The organism is Rhizobium sp. CG5 (genome assembly GCF_023701945.1).
Taxonomy (GTDB): Bacteria; Pseudomonadota; Alphaproteobacteria; order Rhizobiales; family Rhizobiaceae; genus Allorhizobium.
In genome coordinates, this window is sequence record NZ_JABAEF010000011.1 from 145,264 (window position 1) to 163,978 (window position 18,715).

At 60.5% G+C, this 18,715-nt stretch carries 17 protein-coding genes and 1 pseudogene; 4 read left to right on the forward strand and 14 right to left on the reverse strand.

Annotation, left to right across the window (positions count from 1 at the left end; genetic code table 11):
• Positions 1–146: 146 nt before the first annotated feature.
• The 8 genes from HGO38_RS18690 to HGO38_RS31145 form a co-directional block, all read right to left on the reverse strand.
• On the reverse strand, positions 147–1,565 hold the full coding sequence (locus tag HGO38_RS18690; RefSeq protein WP_250957425.1) for an FAD-binding oxidoreductase: 1,419 nt from the start codon (positions 1,563–1,565) through the stop codon (positions 147–149).
• Between the two features lie 57 nt (positions 1,566–1,622).
• Positions 1,623–2,639 carry a DctP family TRAP transporter solute-binding subunit gene (locus HGO38_RS18695; RefSeq protein WP_250957426.1) on the reverse strand — a complete coding sequence of 339 codons (1,017 nt, stop codon included), beginning with the start codon at positions 2,637–2,639 and terminating at the stop codon, positions 1,623–1,625.
• Between the two features lie 56 nt (positions 2,640–2,695).
• Positions 2,696–3,973, reverse strand: coding sequence for a TRAP transporter large permease (locus HGO38_RS18700; RefSeq protein ID WP_250957427.1), 1,278 nt, complete (start codon positions 3,971–3,973; stop codon positions 2,696–2,698).
• The gene (locus HGO38_RS18705) at positions 3,970–4,473 is read right to left on the reverse strand and encodes a TRAP transporter small permease (RefSeq protein WP_250957428.1); all 504 of its coding nucleotides are present in this window, start codon (positions 4,471–4,473) and stop codon (positions 3,970–3,972) included. The genes HGO38_RS18700 and HGO38_RS18705 overlap by 4 nt, the downstream gene beginning before the upstream one ends.
• Positions 4,470–5,195, reverse strand: coding sequence for an SDR family NAD(P)-dependent oxidoreductase (locus HGO38_RS18710; RefSeq protein WP_250957429.1), 726 nt, complete (start codon positions 5,193–5,195; stop codon positions 4,470–4,472). Before HGO38_RS18710 ends, HGO38_RS18705 begins: the two co-directional genes overlap by 4 nt.
• Complete coding sequence (locus HGO38_RS18715) at positions 5,192–6,055, reverse strand: isocitrate lyase/PEP mutase family protein (RefSeq protein WP_250957430.1); 864 nt, start codon at positions 6,053–6,055, stop codon at positions 5,192–5,194. Before HGO38_RS18715 ends, HGO38_RS18710 begins: the two co-directional genes overlap by 4 nt.
• Positions 6,055–6,744: a GntR family transcriptional regulator gene (locus HGO38_RS18720; RefSeq protein ID WP_250957431.1), complete on the reverse strand. Its 690-nt coding sequence runs from the start codon at positions 6,742–6,744 to the stop codon at positions 6,055–6,057. The genes HGO38_RS18715 and HGO38_RS18720 overlap by 1 nt, the downstream gene beginning before the upstream one ends.
• 393 nt (positions 6,745–7,137) lie before the next feature.
• The gene (locus tag HGO38_RS31145; RefSeq protein WP_352230500.1) at positions 7,138–7,470 is read right to left on the reverse strand and encodes a hypothetical protein; all 333 of its coding nucleotides are present in this window, start codon (positions 7,468–7,470) and stop codon (positions 7,138–7,140) included.
• Between the two features lie 260 nt (positions 7,471–7,730).
• Between HGO38_RS31145 and HGO38_RS18735 the strand changes: the two are divergent.
• Together HGO38_RS18735 and HGO38_RS18740 are read left to right on the forward strand one after the other, a co-directional pair.
• Positions 7,731–7,898 (forward strand): annotated as a pseudogene (locus HGO38_RS18735) (transposase domain-containing protein); the annotation flags it as partial.
• Positions 7,899–8,796: 898 nt separating this feature from the next.
• Complete coding sequence (locus HGO38_RS18740; protein ID WP_250957432.1) at positions 8,797–9,717, forward strand: LysR family transcriptional regulator; 921 nt, start codon at positions 8,797–8,799, stop codon at positions 9,715–9,717.
• A 44-nt stretch (positions 9,718–9,761) separates the two neighbouring features.
• Here the strand turns inward: HGO38_RS18740 and HGO38_RS18745 are convergent, their stop codons facing one another.
• The 3 genes from HGO38_RS18745 to HGO38_RS18755 all read right to left on the reverse strand — a co-directional run bounded on the left by HGO38_RS18745 (position 9,762) and on the right by HGO38_RS18755 (position 12,603).
• Positions 9,762–10,733 (reverse strand): hypothetical protein, encoded by a 972-nt coding sequence (locus HGO38_RS18745; protein WP_250957433.1) that lies wholly within the window; start codon positions 10,731–10,733, stop codon positions 9,762–9,764.
• A 177-nt stretch (positions 10,734–10,910) separates the two neighbouring features.
• Entirely contained in the window at positions 10,911–11,900 is a 990-nt protein-coding gene (locus HGO38_RS18750; RefSeq protein WP_250957434.1) for an alpha/beta hydrolase, read from the reverse strand.
• A gap of 7 nt (positions 11,901–11,907) precedes the next feature.
• Entirely contained in the window at positions 11,908–12,603 is a 696-nt protein-coding gene (locus HGO38_RS18755; RefSeq protein ID WP_250957435.1) for an MBL fold metallo-hydrolase, read from the reverse strand.
• A gap of 6 nt (positions 12,604–12,609) precedes the next feature.
• On the opposite strand from HGO38_RS18755, the gene HGO38_RS18760 reads away from it, so the two are divergent.
• Positions 12,610–12,972 carry an RNA-binding protein gene (locus tag HGO38_RS18760; RefSeq protein ID WP_250957436.1) on the forward strand — a complete coding sequence of 121 codons (363 nt, stop codon included), beginning with the start codon at positions 12,610–12,612 and terminating at the stop codon, positions 12,970–12,972.
• Positions 12,969–13,652 (forward strand): glutathione S-transferase family protein, encoded by a 684-nt coding sequence (locus HGO38_RS18765; protein ID WP_352230501.1) that lies wholly within the window; start codon positions 12,969–12,971, stop codon positions 13,650–13,652. The genes HGO38_RS18760 and HGO38_RS18765 overlap by 4 nt, the downstream gene beginning before the upstream one ends.
• Before the next feature lie 89 nt (positions 13,653–13,741).
• On the opposite strand, the gene HGO38_RS18770 is transcribed toward HGO38_RS18765, so the two are convergent.
• From HGO38_RS18770 to HGO38_RS18780, 3 genes are all read right to left on the reverse strand, one after another.
• Positions 13,742–15,697, reverse strand: coding sequence for a methyl-accepting chemotaxis protein (locus HGO38_RS18770; protein ID WP_250957437.1), 1,956 nt, complete (start codon positions 15,695–15,697; stop codon positions 13,742–13,744).
• A 456-nt stretch (positions 15,698–16,153) separates the two neighbouring features.
• Positions 16,154–17,410: an arsenic transporter gene (locus HGO38_RS18775; protein ID WP_250957438.1), complete on the reverse strand. Its 1,257-nt coding sequence runs from the start codon at positions 17,408–17,410 to the stop codon at positions 16,154–16,156.
• A 45-nt stretch (positions 17,411–17,455) separates the two neighbouring features.
• Entirely contained in the window at positions 17,456–18,697 is a 1,242-nt protein-coding gene (locus HGO38_RS18780) for an MFS transporter (protein ID WP_250957439.1), read from the reverse strand.
• Positions 18,698–18,715: the final 18 nt, after the last annotated feature.

Below are 18,715 nucleotides of genomic sequence, written 5' to 3' on the forward strand. Positions count from 1 at the left end.
CCCTCCATGAGTTACCAGGAGCGGGGTTGGGCAGACCGCGCCGACCTCTTTGAATTGGGCAGCGGAGAAAAACGGGCAGAACCTCCGCCGGCGAGACAACCGTGTTCAAGAACGCCGGCGGCGAAAGATCGCCGTGGCCGCCCGTGTCAAGCGGACGGCAGGTCGAAGACCTTGCCGGGGTTGAGGATGCCCTGAGGGTCGAGCGCCCGTTTCAGGGTCGCCATCAGCGCAAGTTCTTCCGGTGTCCGGGTATAGGACAGATAGGGCTTCTTGACGGTCCCAATGCCATGCTCGGCAGAGACCGTGCCCCCGAATTCCCGGACGGTTTCATAGACGATGCGGGCGATCTCGGCGGATGGTTGGGGCGAGGCTCCTCGCTGCAGCGCGACGATGTGAATGTTGCCGTCGCCGATATGACCGTAATAGACCGACAGCATGTCGGGCAGCGCATCGGCGAGGCGCGCCCGGCAGATTTGTGCAAATTCATCCATGCGGGCGACAGGCAGGCCAATGTCGAAGGCGACGTGCGGACCGAGCACGGTCTGGAACTCGCCGGCGGCATCCCGTGTGCGCCAGAACATGGTGACGTCCGCCATGCTCTGCGAAATCGCCGCGTCCTCGATGAGGCCTGCCCCGAACTGGGTCTCCAGCCATTCCATGAAACGCGGCCCGTCGACATCCTCCGACAAACCCTGCGCCTCCAGCAGAACGTAGAAGGCATGTTCGCCGGCAATCGGCTTGCGGATGCCCTTGACGGTCTCGGTCGCTTCCCTCCAATAGTCGGGCCACATCACTTCGAAGGCAGAGAGCAGCGGGCCAAGACCGCGCCGGGCGGCGCCGAGCAGCGAGACGACATGTTCGTAGCTTGCCACGCCGCACAGCGCAGCAAGCGTGCATCCGGGACGGGGCTGCAGCCGAAGGACCGTCCGGGTGATGATGCCGAGCGTCCCTTCGGAGCCGATGAACAGCTGTTTCAGGTCGTAGCCGGCATTGTTCTTGATCATCTTGTTGAGGCTGGTCACCAGCGTGCCGTCGGCCAGCACATATTCAAGCCCCAGAACCATCTCGCGCGCCATGCCATAGCGGATCACGCGATTGCCGCCGGCATTCGTGCCGAGATTGCCACCGATGACGCAGCTGCCGCGGGCGCCGAGGTCGAGCGGCACGAAGAAACCCGCTTCCTGCGCCGCCATCTGGATCACCTCGAGCGGTGTCCCTGCCCTGACGGTCATGGTCGCTGCGGCCGGATCGATTTCCTCGATGCCGGTCAGCCGCTCGACGGAAAGGGCGACCGCGCCTTCGATCGGATGGGCGCCACCGGCAAGCCCCGTCAGGCCGCCCTGCGGCACGACGGCAACACCATGCATCGAGCAGATGCGCATGGCGGTCGCCACGCCCTCGGGCGTATTGGGCCTGACAAGCGCAATCGGCCTGATCGCCGGCAGGAAGCTGGTATCGGCCCCGTTGCGAACGGGTATGTCGTCGCCGACGAGGCAGGTCGCGGATGGAAAATGCGCGACGAGCGCGGCAATGCAGGCGGTCTGGTTTGGAGAGAGGCTGGACATGGGTTCACCTGGTTGGAAGAAATACCCCGCCGCCTGGAAAGCGACGGGGCGGCACGGTTATTGACCGCGAACGGCCTTCAGTTCGGCCATCAGCTTGTCGAGGTTTTCCTGGCCGACAGTCTGGATCGCGGCTTCATAGACGGGCGCGACCACTTCGCGCAGCTTGGCGACTTCCGCTTCCGGCAGCTCGGATACCTCCATGCCGTGTGCCTTCAGCTCTTCCAGGGCCTCGTTCACGGCCGCGCGCGACCGAGCGATCTGGGCGACACGGCCCTCCTGGGCGCAGGTCTTCAGCAAGGCCTGTTCATCGGCATTGAGTTTATCCCACACCATTTTGGAGATCAGCACAGGCGTCGGCGAATAGGCATGGCGCGTCAGGGTCAGATACTTCTGTACCTCGTAGAACCGGCTCGCCTGAATGAGCGGAAGCGGGTTTTCCTGCCCATCGACCGCCTTGGTTTCGAGCGCGGTGAACACTTCGCCGAAGGCCATCGGAACCGGGTTGGAGCCAAGGCGGCGGAAGGTGTCGAGAAAGATGTTGTTCTGCATCACCCGGAAATTCAGCCCCTGAAAGTCGGAAACGGCAGCGATCGGGCGCTTGGAATTGGTGGCGTTACGGAAGCCGTTTTCCCAGATCGACAGCAGGATCAGGTCGTGCGCCGGCATTTTCGATGCCACATAATCGAAGAACGGCCCCGTCATGATGGCGTCCACCTCTTCGTCATTGGCGAAGAGGAACGGCAGTTCGAACGTGCTCATCGCCGGCTCGATACCGCCGATCGCAGCCGCGCCCGTCACCACCATTTCCAGCGAGCCGGAGCGCACCGACTGCGTGGCTTCGGCGTCATCGCCGAGCTGGCCGTTATAGAAACCACGAAGCTTCATGTTTCCGTCCGTCGCCTTTTCCAGGCAGGCGGACATTCCCTTGATGCCGGCGGAAACCGGGTGGTCTTCGGCAGCGCCGTTCGACACCTTGAAGGTGTGGCTGCCATATTCGGCGCGAGCCGGCACGGCCGACAAGGCCGTGGCCAGGGCAAGCGCCGAAACCGCGATGAGATTGGTGGAGCGTTTCATCTTTTCATTTCCTCCCTTGGAAAGACAAAGTGCAGATGGACTGACCGGACCCCGCCTCAGCGCAGCCAGGCCATTGGGGCTAGAACCAGCTCGGGGAATATGACGAGCAGGAACATGACGAAGACCTGGGCGCCAAGGAATGGCAGGGCGCCCATCATGACGCGGTGCATCGAGACATTGGACACGCCGGAGGCGACCGACAGCACGATGCCGACCGGCGGTGTCACCAGGCCAATGGCGTTGTTGATGACGAACAGCACGCCGAAATAGATCGGGTCTATGCCGGCGGCGGTGACCACCGGCAGCAGGACCGGCGCGAGGATCAGGATGGTCGGGCCCATGTCGAGCGCGGTGCCGACGGCCAGCACAAGAAGCATGATGACGAACATCAACAGCTTGGGGTGGCCGATGAGTGGCTCGACGATATTGAGCACTATGCCCGAAAGGTCGGCGATCGAGATGAACCATGAGGTTGCCAGCGCGGCTGCGGCGAGCAGCATGACGACGGACGTCGTCAGCGCCGCATTGCGGAACGCGTCGAACAGATGGGAGACCTTCAGCTCGCGGTAGACGAACATGCCGACGAACAGGGCATAGACGGCGGCGACGACGGCCGCTTCGGTCGGCGTGACGACCCCGAAGCGGATGCCGCCCAGGATGATGACCGGCAGTCCGAGCGACCACAGCGCCTGATAGGTAACCTTGATGCGTTGCGGCCAGCTCTGGCGCGGCAGAGGGGCGACATTGTCCCGCTGGGCGACGATCAGCCAGGCGATCAGCGCGCCAAGACCCATCATGATGCCGGGCACGATACCGGCCATGAACAGCTGGGTGATGGACAGATTGGTCGCGACGCCAAGAATGATATAGGCGATCGACGGCGGAATGATCGGCGCGATGATACCGCCGGAGGCCAGAAGGCCCACTGAACGGGCTTCGTCATGCCCGGCGGCCCGCATCATCGGCAACAGAATGGCGATCAGCGCCGCTGTGTCTGCCGCCGCCGAGCCCGACAGCGAGGCCAGGATGATGGCGGCGAAGATGGCCACGACCCCCAGGCCGCCGCGGAGATGGCCGACAAAGGCCATCGCGAAGGCGATGATGCGCTTCGACATGCCGCCGGCATTCATCAGCTCACCGGCGAGCAGGAAGAAGGGAATGGCGAGCAGGGCAAAGCTGTTGGCCCCGACGACAAGGCGCTGGGTGATGATCTGCGTGTCGAACATGTCGAGCGTGATGCCCATGGCGACAGCACAGATGATGAGGGCGAATGCGACGGGAACGCCGGTGGCCAGCGTCACTCCGAGCGTGACGAGGAAGATGACCAGGCTCATTCGTGGATCTCCCCGACGCTTTCGGGAAGATCGTTGATGCGACCCGTCATGTATCCGATCATCCGCTGGGCCGCCATCAGTCCGACACAGAGGCTCATCGGCACGACGACGCCGAATAGCCAGCTCATCGGCAGACCGGTCACCGGCGCGATATTGGTGGCATTGACCTTCCACTGCATCACCGTACCGAACAGGATCAGGACGCAGCAGCCGACGACCAGCGCATTGGCGGTGGCCAGCAGGACGCGGCGCGCGCCCGGCCCGACGGAGACCACCAGCAGGTCGAATCCCATATGAAGATTGCGGCGCATGGCCGAAATCGAACCGAGAAAAATCAGCCAGACGAAGAAGAAGCGGGACATTTCCTCCGAAATGTCGATACCCGACTGAAAGCCGTAGCGCAGCACGACATTGCCGAACACCATGACGGTCATGCCGGCGAGCAGCAGGACCAGGAGCCAGTCCAGCCCCTTGAATAAAAGATCTATTGCCTGTTTCAAATCCGTCCTCCCGAAACGCGGATTGTCTCTCCCGTGGTATAAGGCGCGCCGAAGAGCAGCCAGCCGGCCGCCTCGGCAACATCGGCGGGCGAGCCCAGCCTCTTTTGCGGAATAGCGGCCACGACCTCGTTCATGGCAGCCTCCGAGGCGAACACCCCCCTTTGCATGTCTGTTTCGATAATGCCCGGCGCGATGGCATTGACGCGGATGGCCGGCGCCAGATCGCGCGCCATGGCACGCGTCAGCGCAAGCACCGCGCCCTTCGTGGCGCCATAGACCGACAGGCCCGGCGCACCGCCGTTGAAGCCGGCAATCGACGCCATGTTGACGATGGCGGCATCCGCATGGGGTCGCCTGGCCTTCAGGAAGGCCGACGTGACCAGCAGCAGGCCGCGCAGGTTGACCGAGAGGACCCGGTCGATCTCGATGGCGTCCATCTCGTCGAATCCCATCTTGCGGCCAAGGACGCCCGCATTGTTGACGAGATGGGTCGGCGCCCAGTCGCCGACGGCAACGCCGAGGCCCTTTTCGATCGACGATGTATCCGCGATATCGACGACCTCACCGCGCGCCAGGTCCCCAAGCGATGCCAGGCTTGCCGCAAGAGCGTCGCCATCGGCATCCAAGAGCACGCAGCGATGTCCGAGCCCGATGACGGTTCGCGCCACCGCAAGACCGATGCCGCGGGCTCCGCCGGTGATCAGGATGCAGGCGGTGCTCATGCACCGAACCTGTCGCCGAGAGCCTGATGCTCGGCCAGGCCGACCACCTTGGAAAATTCGCTGTAGCTCATCGACGGCGGGCCACCTGCCGGCGTCCCCGCCGTCGCCAGATGGGCAAGCGCGTCGGCGGCAGCACGGGCTGCCGAAAACAGGGTGGTGACGGCATAGAAGACCACCGTAAACCCCATGGCCTCGAGGTCCAAGCGCGTCAGCGCGGTGGTCTCGTTGCCATCGACGATCGAAACCACTTTCGGCCCCTCAAGACCGCGCGCCACGGCTTCGACCTCGGCGACGGTTTTTATACCGTCGACGAAGACCAGATCGACTCCGCTATCCTGATAACGCTTGGCGCGGTCGATCGCTTCCGCCGCGCCGAGCGAGGGCAAGGCGTCCGTGCGGCCTATGACGAGGAGGGGGTGCTCTGCCCTTGCCGCGACCGCGGCCCTAAGGCGCGCCGCCGCCTCCGTCGCATCCACGAGTTTGATGCCGGCGAGCTGACCGCAACGCTTTGGCGCGACCTGGTCTTCGAGATGAAGCGCCGCGACACCGGCTTGAACATATTCCTCGACCGTGCGCGTGATGTTGGAGACACCGCCATAACCGGTATCGGCATCGGCGATCACCGGAATGTCGACCGCGCGCACCATGTTGCGTGCCTGTTCCGCCATTTCGCTTAAGGTCAGAAGGCCGATATCGGGTTGACCGAGCCGCATCGCGGTAGCGCCAAACCCGGTCATGTAGACGGCGGGAAAGCCGGCCTGCGCGACAAGCCTGGCGGTGAAGGCGTCCGGCGCACCGGGCGCCGCAACAATCCGGCGAGCATTCAGAAGCTCGCGGAGAGCCAGTGCCTGGTTGCGCATCACTTGATTACCCCGTCCTTGTTCGAAAGAATCTTGCGCACACCGCGCATCGTGCGGCCGACATGCTCACCCATCAGTTCGTTGAACCGATCCCAGTCGCGCTTGCGCAGCGCCTCCAGGATCAGGCGATGCTCGGAAAAGCTCAGCTCCCGCTGCTCCTTGTTCGGCGCCGTCAGGATGGTGCGGATGGTAGCGATCCGTGCCTCGGCCAATTGGTAGGAATCCTGCACCAGGCGATTGCCGCAAAAGGCAAAGAAGCTTTTGTGATAGGCGGTGTCGGCCCGCGCATAGCCGCGGTCGTCACCCGTCGCCAGGGCCTCGGCCATGGCATCGACGATGGCCTGGAGGGATGCCGTGAATGGGTCGGCCGAACGGCGCATGGACAGGATGCAGGCCTGTGTTTCGGTGATCAGGCGGAACTCGCAAAGCTCTTCCACATCTTCGATCGAGGGATCGAAGATGAAGCTGCCGCGTTTCGGGCGCACTTCGACCAGACCGGCGAATTCAAGTGCCTTCAGCGCCTCGCGGACCGGGCTTCGGCTCACCCCGAAAAGGGCCGCCAGACGATCCTCCGACATGCTTTCGCCGAGGTGAAACTCGCCGTCGATAATAGCCTGCCGCAGGCGCTCGGTGACGAGCGCCGTCAACGGCTGCGGCTGCACGATGCGGAGCGCCTTTTCGGTATCCATTGCTAGTCCTCCAGTCCCGGCCGACGTTATATGTAACATGTAACATGCTAGTCAAGTGGGTTGATAAGCTCTGAACAGCGATGCCCGACTTGTCGAACGAGGCCCTGTGCGACCGGTGGCTAAAGGATCCATGCACCCGAAAGCGGTCACTCTGCCCCGGTGTTTGCTTCTGTCATTGCTCCAGACGCCCGAACACGACTTCAGCCGTGACGAGCGGAACGCGCTGATCCTCTCGACCCTCTGATCCTGACAAAGGGCTTTGAGGCAGCGTGCTGCTACTGGCTCGATGAATGAGTCCTGAGCCTAAACATCAGCCTCGCTGATCGGCGGAGAACCCAATCCGATTCCACGCGCGGCGTTTCTGTAAATCGACCGGAGTCGCCGCCGATTTCGCTATTGGGAGCGCAGCCGGTCGTTCCTTCTGGGGCATTGCGGCGTCAGACCGCGTCCGGCGGCGCTTCGCTGCGGGTGATTTTCCGGTCCATTGCGTAAAGGCCGACCAGGGCGGCCGCGAAGCCGGATGCCGCGCCGACGGCAAGCGAATTGCAGCCCCATCACGATGCCGACGGTCGAGGCGTCATGCTGGGTCAGTTCCGTGAAGACCAGCCAGTCCTGTGCCGTTTGCTGCACCCATGTGCCGATATTGGATACCAGCGCGCCGGCCGCCCAGATGCGGGAGTTGCGATGCCGGAGCGACCGGAACGGATTGGCGAGCGAGCCGCTCATGGGCGTTCGGGGTCGTTGCCGCCATGAAAGCGGCCGAAGTGCCGCGCGGAAAAACACACCCATCAGCAGGATGCCCAATCCCAGCGCAAAAGCGTCGGCAAGATTGGCCAACGAGCATTCACCGACCTTCCAGACGAGAAGATAGGCGATGACGAGATTGGCGAAGCCCCAGAGAAGGTTGACGGTGGCGGAAGACAGACCTTCTCCCGGCGGCTTGGCGAAAGGCGTCTGGAACGGCCGCCCCGTGGCGCCGCTGACAAGATGCGGGAGCCGAGAACTGGGCGACCGTCGCTTCGCTCATCGAAACGTGCAAGCTTAATTCGGTTGATCCCTTCGCCTATCTGAACGCCACGCTCACCGCCATCGTCACCGGTCACAGGCAGAGGCGCATCGATGAGCTTCTGCCGTGGGATTATTCGGGACGCTGATACACAGAGTAGTCGTCGCGAAAGTCTAAGGGCTCACACCGCTTCGGCCAAGGATGTCGACCCTCTGGCAAGTTCCAGTCGCTGGTACAATGTCGAGCTTATCTCCGACGTTAAAACCGTCACGAGGCGTGCCAATCTCAAACTGGTGCCTACAAGCAATAGCCTCCCCAGTGGGCGCAGTCCTTGAGAAAGATAGCTCTGCCATCGTCACGATGGTCGTCCCGCGACGATTTACGTCTTCGTCCCAAACGGCTTCAACCGTTGCAACGGAACGCTCAAAATGCTGGAGCCGCCACAGATAAAAACCAAGGATAGCCACGCAGGCAACTAAACCGATCAATGGAAACACGATCCTCATCACCGCGAGTTCTCGTGTCACCTTCGCATCGTATTTCCTTCGAAGCATCGCTATCCACCCACATACGCATACAACTATGAAGGGATGACACGATCTGTGCAATGGGCGAACGAATTCGGTGGTGTGATGGAAATGCAGGTTACGGATTTGGTGGTAGGCAAGGTATATTTACGCCATTGCGAGATAGAAACCTGAAGGCCTTTTCAACCCGGTGGATTTCAATCCTTGGCGCTTTGTCTATCTCCAGGATTACGACGCCGGGGACATCGTCACTCCCCAAGCACGCTCTCCGAAAAGCCTTCAACACCAAATCGAGAGAACGACAGGATTGTTGCTGCACAACCGTTTGGCGTAGATTGTCAGCCAGGATTGCATGCCGTTTGGCATGCAACGAACCCTTGCTTCTCGCCATACAGAGCCGATACACGTAAGCGGGTCGTGGAAACATACACTGCGCCGGATGAATAGACGCAGCAGCATAAACATCGGCGTTGGGCGGCTAGCACGGTGTCGCGTTGAGAGCGCATAGGGAGCATGCCCTTGAACAAACGCATTTCTGATTTCGATGCCGGTCTTATGCTGACCCTCGACGCCCTGCTGAAGGACAAAAACGTTACGCATGCTGCAGCCCGGCTGAACATCACGCAGTCGGCCTTGTCGGCACGGCTGACGAGATTGCGCCAGCTGCTGAACGATCCGCTGTTCATACCAGCGGCCTCTGGGCGGGGAATGATCGCCACGCCACACGCAGCGGCTCTGGAGCCTGAACTGGGGCGCCTGCTCGAACGGTTCAACGACTTCGTCAATACAGCCCATCTCTTCGATCCTGCGACAAGCAAACGGATCTTCCGCATCGCCGCCACCGACAATCCTGCTGCCATCCTCGCACCCGACCTCATTCCTCTGTTTCAGGCCCGCGCGCCGCTCGCCAAAATCGCCTTCACATTGCCGGACAAGGCACGGATTGCCGAACATCTGGAGAACGGAGATGTCGATCTGTTCGTCGGTGCCGCGGAAGACGCTGCTCCCGATCTGATCGCTCAGACCCTTTTCCAGGAGGAGTTCGTGACCGCTCAGCGGCGTGGCCATCCGCGCGGATCAGAGGCCATAACCCTCGAGGAATTCTGCGATGCGGACCACCTTCTGATTTCGACCAGCGGCGGCCATTTCTCTGGCATGATCGACGATGCGCTTGCCGAAGCCGGGCGTGAACGTCGCGTGTCGGTGTCGATCCAGAGCTACGCGCTTGCGCCGCTGGTGCTGTCCAGCACGGACTGCATCTGCACCCTGCCTCGGCGGTTTCTGCAAAGGTTCGAGGACACGCTCGACCTGTTCGCACCGCCGCTTGCCCTGTCGATTTTCAGCATGAACCTGTTCTGGCATCCCAAAATGCGAACCGATCCGGCGCATATGTGGCTTCGCAAGCTGGTCATGGAGGTCGCCAAGACGACGACCCGCTAATGTCAGGGCCGACGCACACTTGCATCGGCCCCGATGATGGCTTGTCAGAACTTCTGCAACACAGCGTCACTGACCTTGTCCGCCTTCGGGTCGAAAAGCGTGTCGAGGCGCGAGTTCAACACCCAGACATCGTCGCCGACCCGTGTCGGCGCGGTTGGCATGGACGCCGTGCTTTTGACGTCACGGGCGATCGTCGCGGTTTTCCAATTGTCACCGGACACAAGCTCGACCGTCTTGTCCGCACCGAGATTGACGGCGACGAACAGGTGTTTCCCGTCGAACAGATGGAACCCGTCGGCACCCTTGATTGGTTCGGGCAGCTTCACCTTCTGCACGTCGGTTGGATCGGCAATACTGACCTTGAACAGCTCGCCGGAATTGTATTTGCCGACCAGGAGATAGCCTCCTTCGTGATAGGCGATGCCGTTGATATTGAAGCCGTCAGCGTCCTTGAACAGAGGGCTCTGAGCAAAGATGATCGCCTTGCCCGCAGCGTCGATCTTGTAAATGACCGGGGCGAAGCTGTCGGTGACAAAGGCATTGCCTTGCTCGTCCAGCGCCAGATCGTTGGCGAAATGCGGCCCCCCGCTGAGAGCGCCCAGGTCGTAGTAGGCAAGACGCTGTCCCGTGGTCGCGTCGTATTTGGCAACGCCTGCGAGCTTGCCCTGCGTCGCGGGGGTCGTTCGGGTTCCCGCACCCGGATCCGAGTTTGCAGCCCAGAGCGTGTTGCGGGCGTCGTCGACGAGGATCCCGACTGTCGAGACAAGCGTTTCGTCGGTGACGAACGGCTTGTATGCCCCATCGGGTGACACCGTGCCGATCGTGCCATGGGTGACCGATCCAACGAAGAAGCGGTTCTGCCTGGCAGACCAGCTCATGCTTTCGGCATAGTTCTTGTCCGCAGTGAACCGGATCTCGCTCTTGCCGGAAAGCGGCGATGTATTTCCGGCAAAGGCAGTAGAGGAGGTCAAGAGGGCGACGGCGGCGACGGTAGCGAGGAGTATACGAGAGATCATGATGTGCTCCTTTCGATCTTCGATAAGCCTGATTTACCGGGTCGCCCCAGGTCGCTGAAATTGCTTCTCGCGATCACACCGATCGACTGAATTCATACCTCGAGACACTCAAGTTGCCGCCCGCACCAAAACAAAAAAAAGCCGCTCGAAAGCGGCTTCTGACAGAGAGCAAGGCGTTTATTCGGGCGCATAAGCCTCCCGGAAGAAGGCGGAGATGGCGCGAAAGGCGCGCATCCGGTTCTTCTCCAGAAGCGCCATATGGGTGGCCTCGCCGATCTCGATCCAGATCCGGTTCGGCGCCGAGGTCAGTTCCTGAAAATAGGCCAGCGCAAGATCGATCGGGACATCGATGTCCCACTCGCCATGCAACAGCAATACCGGGACCTGAATGTCCGACGGTTTGTAATAAGGTTTGCCTGCACGCCAGTAGTCCCTGATATCCTGGATGGGACCATTGGTCGCTCGCAACTTGCCGGGTTCCCTGGCTTCGCTCCACGGATCGTCCGCCAGCGTCGCCGCCGCCCATTGCTCGAACCATCCCTCCGGAATGATGGTTGCGCGCGCATGTTCGGGTGCAGTGCCCAGCCAACGCTGCAGGGTATTCATGACCGGCACCAGCCGATAGGCGGTCAGATCGCCGCCCATATCAAGCGGAATCGGCTTTTCGCTCAGCCATTGCGGGGCGAGAACAACCAGCTTCAAGACCTTGTCGGGATTGGCGGCGGTGTAGGCTCCGGTCACGGTGCCACCCCAGGACATGGCAAACACGTTGACCTTGGCAAGACCGCGATGCCGAAGGACGAAGTCCACCGCCGCGCCAAAGTCACGAACGCCGACATCGGTGCCGATGATCGGCGGGCTCAAAGCCGGATCCATCTCCATAAGCTCCGGCCGCGAGGACTTGCCATAGCCGCGGACATCGACCGCGAACACATCGAATCCCTCGGACGCAAGATAGTCCATGAACGAGAACCCGCCGAGCGGAACATCGTAGAGGCTTCCCGAAGAATAGGTCGCCCCATGCACCATGACGATGGTCGTTTCCGGCGCAAACCGGCTCATCCCGGCGGGGTGCTTGTTGCGGATATGGAGTTCGATGCCGGACGTGTCGCTTGGGATACGGTGATCTTCGACCACGATGGTGGCGATGTCGATATTGCTGGTCATGTCGTCCTCAAATGTAGGTCCAGGAGAAACCATCCTGTGTCCGCGCGACATAGCCGGCGGAGGAGGCTGGGAAATGCGTGGCAAGGTAAAGGGCGCGGATCTCTGCAAGACGGGTCAGCATCTGGTATCGCGAGGCCTGAGCCTGATCGTGGAATTCGCAGAACACCGTATTGAGATCGGGATAGCGGACCTGAACCGGACTGTGAAGGATGTCGCCGCCGAAGACCGCGGTCTCTCCACCCGAAGTCACCGCAATCGACATATGTCCGATGCTATGGCCTGATGTCGGGATGAAATCGAAGAGATCGAGATAACGTCCGCCGGTTGGCTCGATAAAGTCAACCAGCCCTGCATCAAGGACCGGTGCAATGCTGTCTTCATAGACGCCGGAACTTGGGGTATTGGCGTCGTTGTGGCTTGCCGGGCTCGCATAATATTCACACTCGGCGCGCGGAAAAACGTATCGGGCGTTCGGGAATGTCGGCACCCATTTGCCGTTTTCCAGACAGGTATTCCACCCACTGTGGTCAACATGGAGATGCGTGTTGAAGACGAAATCGACCTCATCGGGATCGACACCCACAGCCCGGAGCCGTTCGATGAATGGAATGGCCTGCCGATGAAATATCGGATTTCTGGGCCGTTCCTTGTCGTTTCCTGAACCCGTGTCGACAAGGATCAGACGGTCCGGTGTCCTGACCACCCATGTATGGATACTGAGCCGCAGGCTCTTGGCCCCGTCGTCGACATCATCCCGCAGACCGGGATCCGCCGCGATCCGCTCGGCAGCACCTTCCTTCGGATAGAGGAAGGAGACCGGGACATTGCTGAGTTGCTGTTCCTAGACCTTGGTTATCGTGACGTCGCCTATGCGATGTGTCTTGCGTTCGCTGCCCATGGAAATCCTTCGGGTTCGAGGCTTCTGGCTGCCGAACATAGGCAGCCTGCGCAAGCGCAAGGAATCGAACCTAACCATAGGTGCGATCAACGAAATCGATTGGTCGAAGGACGGAAGGTCGGGCATCTCTGGGTCGGGCTGCCCGACAATGGCGGCGACCTCTTTCAGGGATGACGATGATGAACCTGTATTTCCACGCCACACCGAACTCCATGAAAGTCGCCGTGCTGCTGTACGAGCTGAACCTGCCTTTCGACGTCACCCCGATCGATATTTTCAAAGGGGAACAGCATTTGCCGGCGTTCCGAGCGGTGAACCCGAACGGCAAGGTTCCCGCCCTCGTCGATGACGGCGTCATCGTTTTCGATTCCCACGCGATCCTGCTCTACCTGGCAGAAAAACACGGGCGTTTCATTCCCTCTGCCCTGTCGAGAAAAGCCGAAATGCTGTCTTGGCTGCACCTGGTTGCGACCGGCCTGTCTCCCTATTCGGGACAAGCGATCCACTTCCTGCATTATGCTCCCGAAGACCTCCCCTATGCGAAGAACCGCTATGTCAAGGAGGTCGAGCGCACCTATGCGGTGCTCGACAAGAGGCTTGAGAGTTCCGAATGGCTGGCTGGCGACGACTACACCGTTGCGGACATGGCGCTTTGGGGCTGGGCGGCATCTGCGGGCTATATCTTCGGAGAGAAAGGCCTTCGCGATTTTCCTGCGGTGCAGCGTTTCATGACGGTGATGTCGGAACGCCCGGCCGTGCAGCAGGCATTGGCTTTGAAAGCGGCGCATTCCTTCAAAGCCGTGCTGGATGCTGAAACGAGGAAAGCGCTTTTCCCGCAAAACGCAAACGGCTGAAGCATTGTCTTAACAAGGGCAAACGGGCCGGAACGAGGAACTGCGGGTGACAATGTCTCCCGCAGTGATTCTCCGGCGAGTGCGAGCGCTTAGAACTCTTCCCAGGTATCCTGAGCCACGGCTGCGGCAGAACCGCTACCGAATGCACCGGCGATCTTGCGCCCGAGCGCCCGTGCCGGAGAGGCGGCCGGTTTGGACGCGCTCGAAGCGGATCTGACCGGCGCTGGTGACGGCATGGCGCGGCTTGCACTCTCGCCCTGTCCGAGATTGAAGCGAGACAAAAGCTGGTTGAGAGATGCCGCTTCCTTGGCGAGACTGTGACTGGCAGCGGTCGATTGCTCCACCATGGCCGCGTTCTGCTGCGTGCCCTGGTCCATCGTGTTGACGGCGGTGTTGATTTCCTGGAGGCCAACCGACTGTTCGCGCGACGATTCCACGATCGCACCGATGTGGCGGTTGATTTCCTGAACTTCCGTGACGATCACTTCGAGTGCACGGCCAGTTTCACCGACGAGGTTGACGCCTGAGCGGACATGCTCGCCGGAGGTCGTGATCAGCGCCTTTATCTCTTTCGCAGCCTTTGCAGACCGTTGCGCCAGTTCACGAACCTCCTGCGCAACAACCGCAAAACCCTTGCCTGCATCTCCGGCACGGGCCGCTTCGACACCGGCGTTCAGCGCCAGAAGGTTCGTCTGGAACGCTATCTCGTCGATGACGCTGATGATATTGGTGATCTCTCCCGATGAGCGCTCGATTTCGTTCATCGCAGTGACAGCCTGACGCACGACCGCGCCGGATTTCTCGGCGCCCGCACGGGCTTTCGCCACAAGGTGTCCGACTTCCTCGGCACGATTGCTGGAGTCCTTCACCGTCGTGGTGATTTCCTCCAGAGCGGCCGCCGTTTCCTCAACAGACGCCGCCTGTTGCTCGGTGCGCTTCGAAAGATCGTCTGCAGCCGACCGGATCTCATTGGCGCCGGCGTCGATGCCACGGGCATTCTGACCCACGGCATGCAGGGCGTCGTTAAGATTGCCGATCGAGCCATTGAAGTTGCTGCGCAGGCCATCCAGATGGGCAACGAATGGTGTCTCGATACGATAGGCGACATCACCATCGGAAAGACGGTCGAGGGCCTTTGCCAATTGATCGACGGCAAATTGCGTGTCCGCTGCCTCTTTCGCCTTCTGGGCTTCGCGTTCGATACGTTCTTTTTCCGACATGCTGCGGTTGGCTTCAGCTTCTTTTTCCAGGCGGCTGCGCTCAAGCGCATTGTCACGGAAAACGGAAACGGCCTTGGCCATATGGCCAACCTCATCCTTGCGATCCTGTCCCTCGACAAGCGCTTCGGTCTGCCCCTGAGCGAGTGAGATCATGCGTTCGCGCAGGCGTGCGATCGGGGTCGTAATGCCTTTCGTGGCGACGACAAGTGAGGCCAGAATTCCGAGCGCGAACGCGAGGCCGATCACGGCAAGAGACGTCAAGATCGTAGAATTGGTCTGGTCGGAGAGTTCATCGCTTCTGGTTCCAACCGCTTTTCTGATTTTGTCCAACGACGTCGCTATGTCGGCCGTCAGCGGCAGGACCAGGGCATCTGCTTTCGCCAATGCGGCTCTTGCCCCCTCGTCCTGATCCACCTGCCCCAGTTGGACCGCTTGGTCGGTCAGGGCAACAACGTCATTTGCTCTTGCGATGAACGCATCGATAGTCGCGCTTTCCTGAGGAAGGAGTTCTTTGACGCTTCGAAACCGGTCGAAAAGCTTCGACTTGCTGTCATTGTAAAAGTCAACCGCCGTCTTCATGGCTGGATCTTGCCCGGGATAGACGAGGATCTGATAGGCACCATAAGCGACTGCGGACAAATTCCGGTTTGCCCGCGACATCTCGACAGTTGCCGCATTGTCATTGGCAATGAAGTCGGAATACTGGGTGTCTGCGGCCTTGTAACGGCTGGAAACGAAAGCCGTGGCGCTCACCCCGACAATGCAAAGCGGAATAATCAGCGATAGAATTTTTGTACGAATACTCGTATTTTTAAGAAAAGACATTGTTCCTCACGGTTAAATTTGTGCGTCAAGACCCACCAGCTCACATAGCGCCATGACGGAGCAATGGACCGGGCAATTTTCATAGGGTGGGAGTCGCAGATGGAGTGCTTCATGACAGAAGAGTATGCCGTCATGGCAACCTGGGTCGATGTTCTGCCGATCACAGATTAGAAATTTGTAGTTTAAATACAATTAACATTAGCAACACGGTCGGGTAGACACTGCTGCAACGCATCAAAAGGGTTCTGACCTGGCAAGAGAGTACCGTTAAACAGCCGCCATCATGGCGTTGTACTCAAAAGACTTATGCAATCTCGGGTTCATGTCATGCCCTCAGACCGTGATGGCGCGACGATCGCAGCATCTTTTCGTGCCGCAGCTATGGCTATGGACTGACACCGAAATCGCATTCAAGTGGCGGAAAGCAGCGTCTTGGCCGCATCTCAAAAAACGCACCTATTGGATGGCAAGAACAGCAAGCGATGCCGCGAGCGCCGGCACCATCGCCACGATACCGATCTTCATGAATGTCCAGGCTCCAATCTGCAGCCCTTCGCGGCGAAGCGCAGAGAGCCAGAGAATCGTTGCCAGCGACCCGGTAACGGAAAGATTGGGACCAAGATCGACGCCAATGAGCACCGCGCCAGCGATCTTGTCGGAAACCTGCGCCAGTTGGACGGTACTTCCGGCGACAAGCCCGGCGGGCAGATTATTGACGAGATTGGAAAACAGGGCCACGACCACCCCTGCGCCAGCAGCGGCCCATGTTGGAGAGGAGGAGGCCTGACGGGAAAGGTGCTGCGCCAGCGTGTCGATCAGTCCCGTCTGGCTCAATGCCTCGACGACGACAAACAGTCCGGCGACAAGCGGCAAGACGCTCCACGAGACACCTTTCAGCGTCGCGGCAGGACTTTTCCGCGTGATGATCAGGATTGCCCCAACTGCCATGCAACCGGAGAGAAAGGTTGGAAGCCCAAGATCGAAATGCAGGGCGGATGCGGCAAGCATTATGACGGCCGTCCCACACAATGCAAAACCAGTCAGCTTTGCGCTGGGCGACAATGGCACGGGCTTAACGTCGGAGGAGACGCTATCGGCCGTGATGACAGAGCGCTGGGTCCAGTACAATGCAAGGAATGTCACGACAATGGCGACGATCGAAGGCAGGCCAAAGGTTGCAAGCCATCGCGATAGCGGCGGCATATCCCCACCCCCGAAAATCACCAGATTGGCTGGATTGGAGATGGGCAGGACGAAGCTGGCCGCATTGGCGATGAAGGCGCAGATGAGGAGATAGGGCATCGGGTCCCGTACCTTTGCCGCCCGGCAAGCCGCATAGACAGCCGGCGTCAGCACCACTGCCGTCGCATCATTCGACAGGAATGCAGTGACGCAAATGCCGACGGCGTAGATCAACACGAAAAGACGCCTGGGCGATCCCTTGGCCTGGGCCGTGGCGATCGAGGCCAGCCAGTCGAACAGGCCCTCCTGGCGCGCGAGCTCGGAGAGCAACATCATACCGATCAAAAACAGGTAGACGTCAATGCCCTTGGCCACGCCTGCCCAGGCATCGTCTGGACCGATGAGCCGGAATCCGACAAGCAGAAGCGCGCCGAGTACCGCCCAGATGGCTTCCGGCCAAGCGAAGGGTCTGGTGATCACACCGAGTGCGGTCAGCCCGGCGATGCCCCATGTCATGGTCAGTGCATTCATTGTGTTTCCAGACAGAGTTTTGCAGCAGGCGCCGACACGTCGCCATCAGCGATTGGCCGGGGCATTCATATCGTTCTTTTGTGGAGGAGCAATGCTGTCTCGACCGATCAGGAAGGCAGCGAGAGCCAACACGGCAACGCCGCCATGGACCCAGTAGGCAAGCCCGTAGCCGCCGATGTCCGTCAGCCAGCCGGCGACAATATTGCTGAGTGATGCCCCGAGCCCCTGTATGGTCATCACCGTGGCGAGACCAACATTGAACCGCCCGGTGCCGGCAAGCAGGCGTTCCACCGCAACCGGGGTTGCGATGCCGATCAGGCCCGCACCAATCCCGTCCAGGATCTGGACGGGGAAGATGACGGCAAAATCCGTGAATGAGCCGGCAATCGCGCCGCGGATCGGCAGGGCCAGCAATCCGATGACGAAAATGCTCGCCAGGCCAAAGCGCCGGATAAGAAACGGTGCGGCAAGCGCCATGACGATCATTGCAAGCTGAGAAACGCCGGTGGTCACCGCCGTCGTGCGGAATGGCGTGCCGAGCTGGATGGAAAAATCCTGGGCAATCAGGCGGCTGATCGGCGCATTGCCGAAGTGAAAGATCATTAGCGTCACGGCAAGCAGAATAAGTCCCTTGCTGCCGACCAGGATCGAGTACCCGGATGGCCCCGGCGCGCCATCATCATGCGCCAATCCCCGCGCCACGTCGTGGTCGATCTTGTCGGGGTCGATTGCGAGCACCGCGAAGACGGCGGCGATTGCCGTCAGGACCATAAGACCGATCACCCCGTTCAAGCCGAAGGCAACCGTCGCTGCATACATGCCGGCAAGTGAGGCAACATTGCCAAGGTGGTTCCAGAACTCGTTTCGAGCCACCTGATGCGAAAACTGCCTTTCACCGACAAGTCCCAGCGTCAGCCCCATCAATGCCGGACCGACGATGGCACCGACAATGGCTGTCGCAGACTGGCCGCCGAAGACTGAAGCGTTGCCGGGACTGGCAAGCGTCCACAAGGCCGCTGCGGTGACCAGGACGACCGGGATGATGATCAGCATCCGTTTGCGGCGCGATGCGTCGACCCAGGCCCCGAACAGCGGCGTGGCGATCATGCCCAGCACGCCACCGATCGTAGCGATGATACCGAGCGTCATCGGTGACCAGCCATGGGTGGCAAGAAAGCCGTCGAGAAACGGACCGAGGCCGTCGCGCGCATCGGCAAGGAAGAAATTGAGGAAGGCTAGCGCCACCAATGATCGATCGGTCAGGCCTGTCCGTGAGGTGGTCTGCATGCCGGCCTCTCCTTGCAC